Here is a 5,892-nt window from a genome sequence, read left to right as displayed (position 1 = left end):
GCGCGGGGGCGCGCTCGAGCAGCAGCCGGGTGCCGGGGTCGAGGCGGCCGGGGGAGAACACCCCGGAGTCGGTGGCGAGCTCCAGGTAGACGTCCGGCAGCACGACGCGGACCAGGCCCGGGCGGTGCGCGGCCTTGGGCTGGGGCTCGAAGTAATGCTGCGAGGTCACCGGCTCACGGGCTCGGCCGACGGCGCCGCGGCGAGCGCCGGGTTGATGAACCGCCGGGTGGCCCAGCGCTCCACGATGAACGTCATCACCGGGACCGTGCCGGCCAGCAGCAGGATGACGGTCTGCCCGTTGGTCAGCGCCAGCTTGCGCGACAGCATCCAGGCGCAGACCAGGTAGATGATGTACAGGATGCCGTGCAGGACGCCGACATCGTTGGCGACCGCGGGGTACCCGGCGATCTGCAGCGGGATCCCGACGAAGCACAGCACTATCAGCACCACGCCGGTTATGTATGCCATCACCCGGTAGCGCAGCACAGCCGCGTGCATCTCGGGCGCCTCCTTGCTCTCTTGCCTTTGCTTGACTCGTCGCCTTGTGCTTAACACTCGTCGTCTTGTGCCGGTTACCTGAACCCGTAGCGTTTGCCGTGGGTGCCCTTGACCTCATCGTTCAACCGGGCGAGGTAGGCGTTGTACTTGGCCAGCTCCGCGTCGTCCGCGTCGTCGGCGGGCTGCTGAACCTGCGCGTTGCCGAGCCCGGCCGGCAGGCTCTGCGCCGCGCTGACTGCCTCGGCGCCCTCGGGGACCTCGCCGCCGCCGCGCCTGATCCGGAACTCGTCCCTGATCGTCCTGGCCCAGAACACCACGGCGAAGCCGGCGAACAGCGGCCACTCGAACGTGTAGGCCCAGCTCAAGCCATTGCCGGACAGCGCACGGTGCAGCTGCCAGTCACCCAGCCAGAGCATGCCCCAGCACGCCACGACCATCAGCACGTGCCAGCCAAGCCAGCGCGGCGTGATGAGGAACCGCCACACGGGGGCGGCGCCCTGGGTGCCCTGGAGAGCGGGGCCTGGGGTTTCCATGGTCATGAGCGTATCGCTTCGCCGGCCGGCTCGTGATCCCCGTCGGCCGCCGGTGTGCCAAGGTGATGTCATGCGCAAGTACGTGATCATGGGCGTGCAGGGCAGCGGGAAGGGCACCCAGAGCGAGATGCTCGCGGGAGACCTGGACCTGGTGCATATCAGCGTGGGCGACATCTTCCGGTGGAATGTGTTGAACCACACCAAGATGGGCGCGCAGGTGCAGCGGATTATCAACGGCGGGGAGCTCGTCGGGGACGACGTTGCGGAGTCCGTGGTGCAGCGCCGGCTGGCCGAGCACGACTGGAACTACGGGTTTCTTATCGACGGCTTCCCGCGCAGCGCACGGCAGGCCGAGTTCTTCATGGAAAGCTACGACATCGACGCGGTGATCTACCTCGATCTGCCGGACAGCGAGGTGCGCCGCCGGGTGCTGAACCGGCGGCTGTGCGCCGAGTGCGGCATGGACTACAACCTGATCGGCGACAGCCCGCGCGAGGCCGGGCGCTGCGATTCGTGCGGCGGGGAGCTGACCACCAGGGACGACGACACGGAGGAGGCGCTCGCGGTACGGCTGCGCGAGTATCACGAGAAGACCAACCCGGTGCTCGAATTGTTCCGGCGCAAGGAGCTCGTGATCACGGTTGACGCCCGGGCCGATCGTGATGCCGTGCAGCAGGAGATCAGGTCCAAGCTGGGGCTGCCGCCGTTTGTCGCACCCGATGCGGGCGGTAGCGAGACGGAGGGAGTCAGTGGACGCTGACATCGTCATCTTCGGCGGGCGCGCGCACCCGGAACTGGCGGACGAGATCTGCTCGGATCTCGGCGTGCCGCGCCGCCCGGTGCGCACCACCCGGTTCGCCAACGACTGCCTCCAGGTGCAGTTGCAGGCGAACTGCCGGGAGCGTGACGTGTACCTGATCCAGCCGCTGGTGCCACCGGTGCAGGAGAACCTGGTCGAGCTGCTGCTGATGGCCGACGCGGCCAGGGGGGCTTCCGCCGCCCGGGTGACGGCGGTGATGTCGCACTACGCGTACGCTCGCTCGGACAAGAAAGACGCCCCGCGCATCTCGATCGCCGGCCGGCTCGTCGCGGACCTGCTGGTCACCGCGGGCGTCAACCGGGTGCTCACGCTCACCCTGCACTCGCAGGAGGTGCACGGGTTCTTCTCTGTCCCGGTGGATCACTTGCACGCGCTGCGGGAACTCGCCGACCACTTCCGCCAGCGCGACCTGTCCCGCGCGGTCGTGGTGTCGCCCGACCTGGGCTACGCCAAGAGCGCGGCCGCGTTCGCGCGGCGGCTCGGGCTGCCGGTCGCGGCCGCCGCGAAGGAGCGGCTCAGCGACGACAAGGTCTCGATCTCCGCCATCATCGGCGACGTGGCGGACCGGGACGTGATCATCGTGGACGACGAGATCGCCCGCGGCACGACCGTGCTCGAGCTGCTGTCGGTGCTGCGGCGGCACGAAGTCAGGTCGATCTGCGTGGCGTGCACGCACGGCCTGTTCGCCGATGGCGCGCTGGAGAAGCTGGCCGCCGCCGAGGACGTGATCGAGATCGTCAGCACGAACTCGGTGCCGATGCCGACGACGCACCCGAAGCTCACCGTGCTGTCGGTGGCGCCGGCGCTGGCCGAGGCCATCCGCCGGACGCACGACGGCGAGTCCGTGAGCGCGCTGTTCCAGCATTAGCCCCGGCAGCGGTAGCCCGGTCAGCGCAGCGGAGGCGCAGGCTGGTCGTCAGCCTGCGCCTCCGCGGAACCTGAGCCTCGGCCTGAGCCTCGGCCTCGGCCTCAGCCGAAGCGGTTCGGGCCGCGGGTGCCCTCGAGCAGCGTGAGGACCAGCAGCCAGATCCCGCCGATGAACGGCACGAACGCGATGAAGTACCAGAACCCGGACTTGTCCTGGTCGTGCAGGCGGCGAACGGTCAGCGAGATGCTGATCAGGAACGCGGCGATCGCGGCAACCACGTAGAGCAGGACGGAGATGGCTCCAACGTGGATCGCGCTGAAGATCAGGGCGAGGATCAGCACGCCGATCCAGGCGACCACCTCGAACGCGGCGAACCACCAGTACGCGGACCGCGACGCGCGGCCTGTGTAAGTGAACGCGTTGCGGATCCCCAGGTTGACCGCGTCGCGGAAGTCCACCGGGCCGCCCTGCAGGTAGCCCTGCGGGCCGGCCGGCGCGTAGCCGCCCTGCGGCGCGTACCCGGGCTGCTGGCCGTAGCCGCCCTGCTGGCCATAGCCGGCCTGGGGAGGGTAACCACCCTGCTGACCGTAGCCGCCGCCCTGGGGCGTGTAGCTGGGCTGCTGCTGACCGTAACCGCCCTGGGACTGGCCATACCCGCCGCCCTGCTGGGGCTGGCCGTAGCCGCCGCCCTGCTGGGGCTGGCCGTAGCCGCCCTGGGACTGGCCGTACCCGCCGCCCTGGCCGTAACCGCCGCCCTGCGGCTGGCCGTACCCGCCGCCCTGGGACTGGCCCTGCTGACCGTAGCCGCCGCCCTGGCCGTAGCCGCCGTCCTGGTCGTAACCGCCGCCCTGGCCGTAGCCGCCCTGAGAGGAACTGGACTGACCGTAACCGTTCTGTCCGGCGCCCCCACCTTGACTCCACGGGTCCTGGCTGGCGCCCCCGCCTCGGTTCCTCGGATCCTGGCTGGCGCCCCCGTCTTGGGCCCATGGATCCTGGCCTGCACCATACGGGCTCTGGGGAGTACTCACGTCTTACCTCCGAATCCCCGTTTCGGGGTTCCATGTGCGGACGGAGCGATTTTCCAGCGGTTTGCCGAGTGCGCGCAGCTAAATGCCGTCATTGGTGCGGATAAATACCTTAATTGGTGCCTGTGGGACTCCCGGGAACAACCAGCGCGACGATCGCGCCCTTGACCGCGGCGCCGGCCCCGCCCGTGCTCCGCGGCGGTGTTTCGCCTACCATACCGACCTGGAAGCCGGAAGAAATGGGGACGCGATGAGTGACGACCTCTGGCACCGTCCGCTGAAGCAGATCCGCGGCGGCGCGCTGGGCGGCGACACCGGCCAGACGACCGGGATGACCCGCTGGGAGGCGATCTCGGGCAAGACCGCCGGCGCGGAGAAGCTGTGGATGGGGCAGACGCACGTTGCCCCTGGCGTCAAGTCCGGCGACCACCACCACGGCGAGGCGGAGACGGCGATCTACGTCGTCTCCGGGACGCCGGCGTTCGTCTTCGCCGAGGGCGACAAGGAAGTGCGGCTGGAAACCCAGCCGGGCGACTACATCTTCGTCCCGCCGTACGTGCCGCACCGCGAGGAGAACCCGGGCGCAGAGGAAGCCGTGGTCGTGATCGCCCGCAGCAGCCAGGAAGCGATCGTCGTCAACCTGGAAAGCCTCTGGCCGGACACCCAGCCGGACCGGTGACCGTCCCCGTGCCGGCCGTCGTGTCCGTCAACGTCGGCCTGCCGAAAGACGTCCCCTGGCAGGGCAAGACGGTGCACACCGGGATCTGGAAGGACCCGGTGACTGGGCCGGTGATGGTGCGGCGGCTGAATATCGACGGAGACGGGCAGGGGGACCTGGCCGGGCACGGCGGTGAGCAGCGGGCGGTGTTCGTCTACCAGCTCGATTCTTACCGGCACTGGGAGCAGCACTTCGGGCGCGACGATTTCGTGTACGGGATGTTCGGTGAGAACCTGACCGTCGACGGGCTGCCCGACGACGAGGTGTGCATCGGTGACCGGTACCGGATCGGCGAGGCGGAGTTCGAGGTCACCCAGCCACGGGTGACCTGCTACCGGGTGGGCATGCGGGTGGGCGAGCCGCAGCTGCCGGCGCTGCTGGTGTCTCATCACCGGCCCGGCTTTTACCTGCGAGTGCTCGCCGAGGGACGCATCCAGGCCGGCGATCAGATCGTCAAGATCAGCACCGGGCCGGAGGCGCTGTCGGTGGCGGGCACCGACGCACTGCTGTACCTGCCCGGCCCGGACACCGGCAAGCTGCGCGCCGCACTGCGGATCGGCGCGCTCAGCCCGGGCTGGCAGGGCTCGTTCCGCGACATGCTGGCCGCCCCGGCCCCGGAGGCGGGTCCTGCCTGGCCGGGGTTCCGGGAACTGCGGGTCACCAAGATCGTGCATGAGGACGCGGCGGTGTGCTCGGTCTACCTGACGGCCGGCAACGGCACCGCGCTGCCGGCCGCGCGGGCCGGGCAGTACCTGACGGTCCGGGTCACCGGCGCCGCGCAGCCGGTCCCGGTGCGCTCCTATTCGCTGTCGTCGGCGCCGGACGCCAGCACGTACCGGATCAGCGTCAAACGGGAGCCGCACGGCGTGGCCAGCGGCTGGCTGCACCAGCACCTGGAGCCCGGCGCGCTGCTGGAGGTGGCCGCGCCGCGCGGCGAGTTCACCCTCGACGACGGCACCGGCCCGGTGCTGCTGATCTCCGCGGGCATCGGGGTCACCCCGGTGCTGTCCATGCTGTACCAGCTCGGCGCCGCCGGCAGCGAGCGTGAGGTGTGGTGGCTGTACGGGGCGCGCGGACCTGCCGAGCACCCGTTCGCCAAGGAGGCGCACGCCCTGCTCGCCTCCCTGCCGCACGCCCGTGAGCACATCTTCTACAGCGCGGCCACGCCGGCCGAGCGCCACCGGGCGCACGCCGCCTCCGGCCGGATCACTAGGGAGGGGCTCGCCAAGCTGCGCATCCCGGCCGCCGCGGCGGCCGCCTATATCTGCGGGCCCGCCGGGTTCATGACCGGGATGCGCGCCGCCCTGACCACGCTCGGCACGGACCCCGCGCGGATCTTCACCGAGCTGTTCGGCGTGCTGGACGCCATCAACCCCGGGCTCACCGCGCAGCACCGCCCGCCGCCGCACCAGCCGCCGGGGGCGCCGGGA

The 5,892-nt window shown here is 70.3% G+C and carries 7 protein-coding genes; 4 read left to right on the top strand and 3 right to left on the bottom strand.

Annotated elements, in window-relative coordinates; genetic code table 11:
* Nucleotides 1-165: 165 nt before the first annotated feature.
* Complete coding sequence (locus WA805_RS23445; protein WP_422279223.1) at nucleotides 166-498, bottom strand: DUF3817 domain-containing protein; 333 nt, start codon at nucleotides 496-498, stop codon at nucleotides 166-168.
* Nucleotides 499-572: 74 nt separating this feature from the next.
* A complete protein-coding gene (locus tag WA805_RS23440; protein ID WP_425243415.1) occupies nucleotides 573-1,031 on the bottom strand; it encodes a hypothetical protein in 459 nt (152 codons plus the stop codon).
* A 70-nt stretch (nucleotides 1,032-1,101) separates the two neighbouring features.
* Between WA805_RS23440 and WA805_RS23435 the strand changes: the two genes are divergently transcribed.
* Nucleotides 1,102-1,791, top strand: coding sequence for an adenylate kinase family protein (locus WA805_RS23435; RefSeq protein WP_422338549.1), 690 nt, complete (start codon nucleotides 1,102-1,104; stop codon nucleotides 1,789-1,791).
* Complete coding sequence (locus tag WA805_RS23430; RefSeq protein ID WP_422289620.1) at nucleotides 1,781-2,719, top strand: ribose-phosphate diphosphokinase; 939 nt, start codon at nucleotides 1,781-1,783, stop codon at nucleotides 2,717-2,719. The genes WA805_RS23435 and WA805_RS23430 overlap by 11 nt, the downstream gene beginning before the upstream one ends.
* A gap of 101 nt (nucleotides 2,720-2,820) precedes the next feature.
* Here WA805_RS23430 and WA805_RS23425 read toward each other — a convergent pair whose 3' ends face one another.
* The gene (locus WA805_RS23425; RefSeq protein ID WP_422338930.1) at nucleotides 2,821-3,747 is read right to left on the bottom strand and encodes a DUF805 domain-containing protein; all 927 of its coding nucleotides are present in this window, start codon (nucleotides 3,745-3,747) and stop codon (nucleotides 2,821-2,823) included.
* A gap of 247 nt (nucleotides 3,748-3,994) precedes the next feature.
* Here WA805_RS23425 and WA805_RS23420 point away from each other — a divergent pair, with 247 nt between their 5' ends.
* Both WA805_RS23420 and WA805_RS23415 read left to right on the top strand, forming a co-directional pair.
* Complete coding sequence (locus WA805_RS23420) at nucleotides 3,995-4,423, top strand: cupin domain-containing protein (protein ID WP_422289624.1); 429 nt, start codon at nucleotides 3,995-3,997, stop codon at nucleotides 4,421-4,423.
* Nucleotides 4,420-5,892: MOSC domain-containing protein (locus WA805_RS23415; RefSeq protein WP_425243414.1), on the top strand; the 1,473-nt coding region annotated here is incomplete at its 3' end. The genes WA805_RS23420 and WA805_RS23415, both read left to right, overlap by 4 nt.

It is taken from the genome of Trebonia sp., from assembly GCF_049794275.1.
Taxonomy (GTDB): Bacteria; Actinomycetota; Actinomycetes; order Streptosporangiales; family Streptosporangiaceae; genus Trebonia.
The sequence above is the reverse complement of the archived record's forward strand: the minus strand, read 5'-3'. Positions and strand labels throughout refer to the sequence as shown.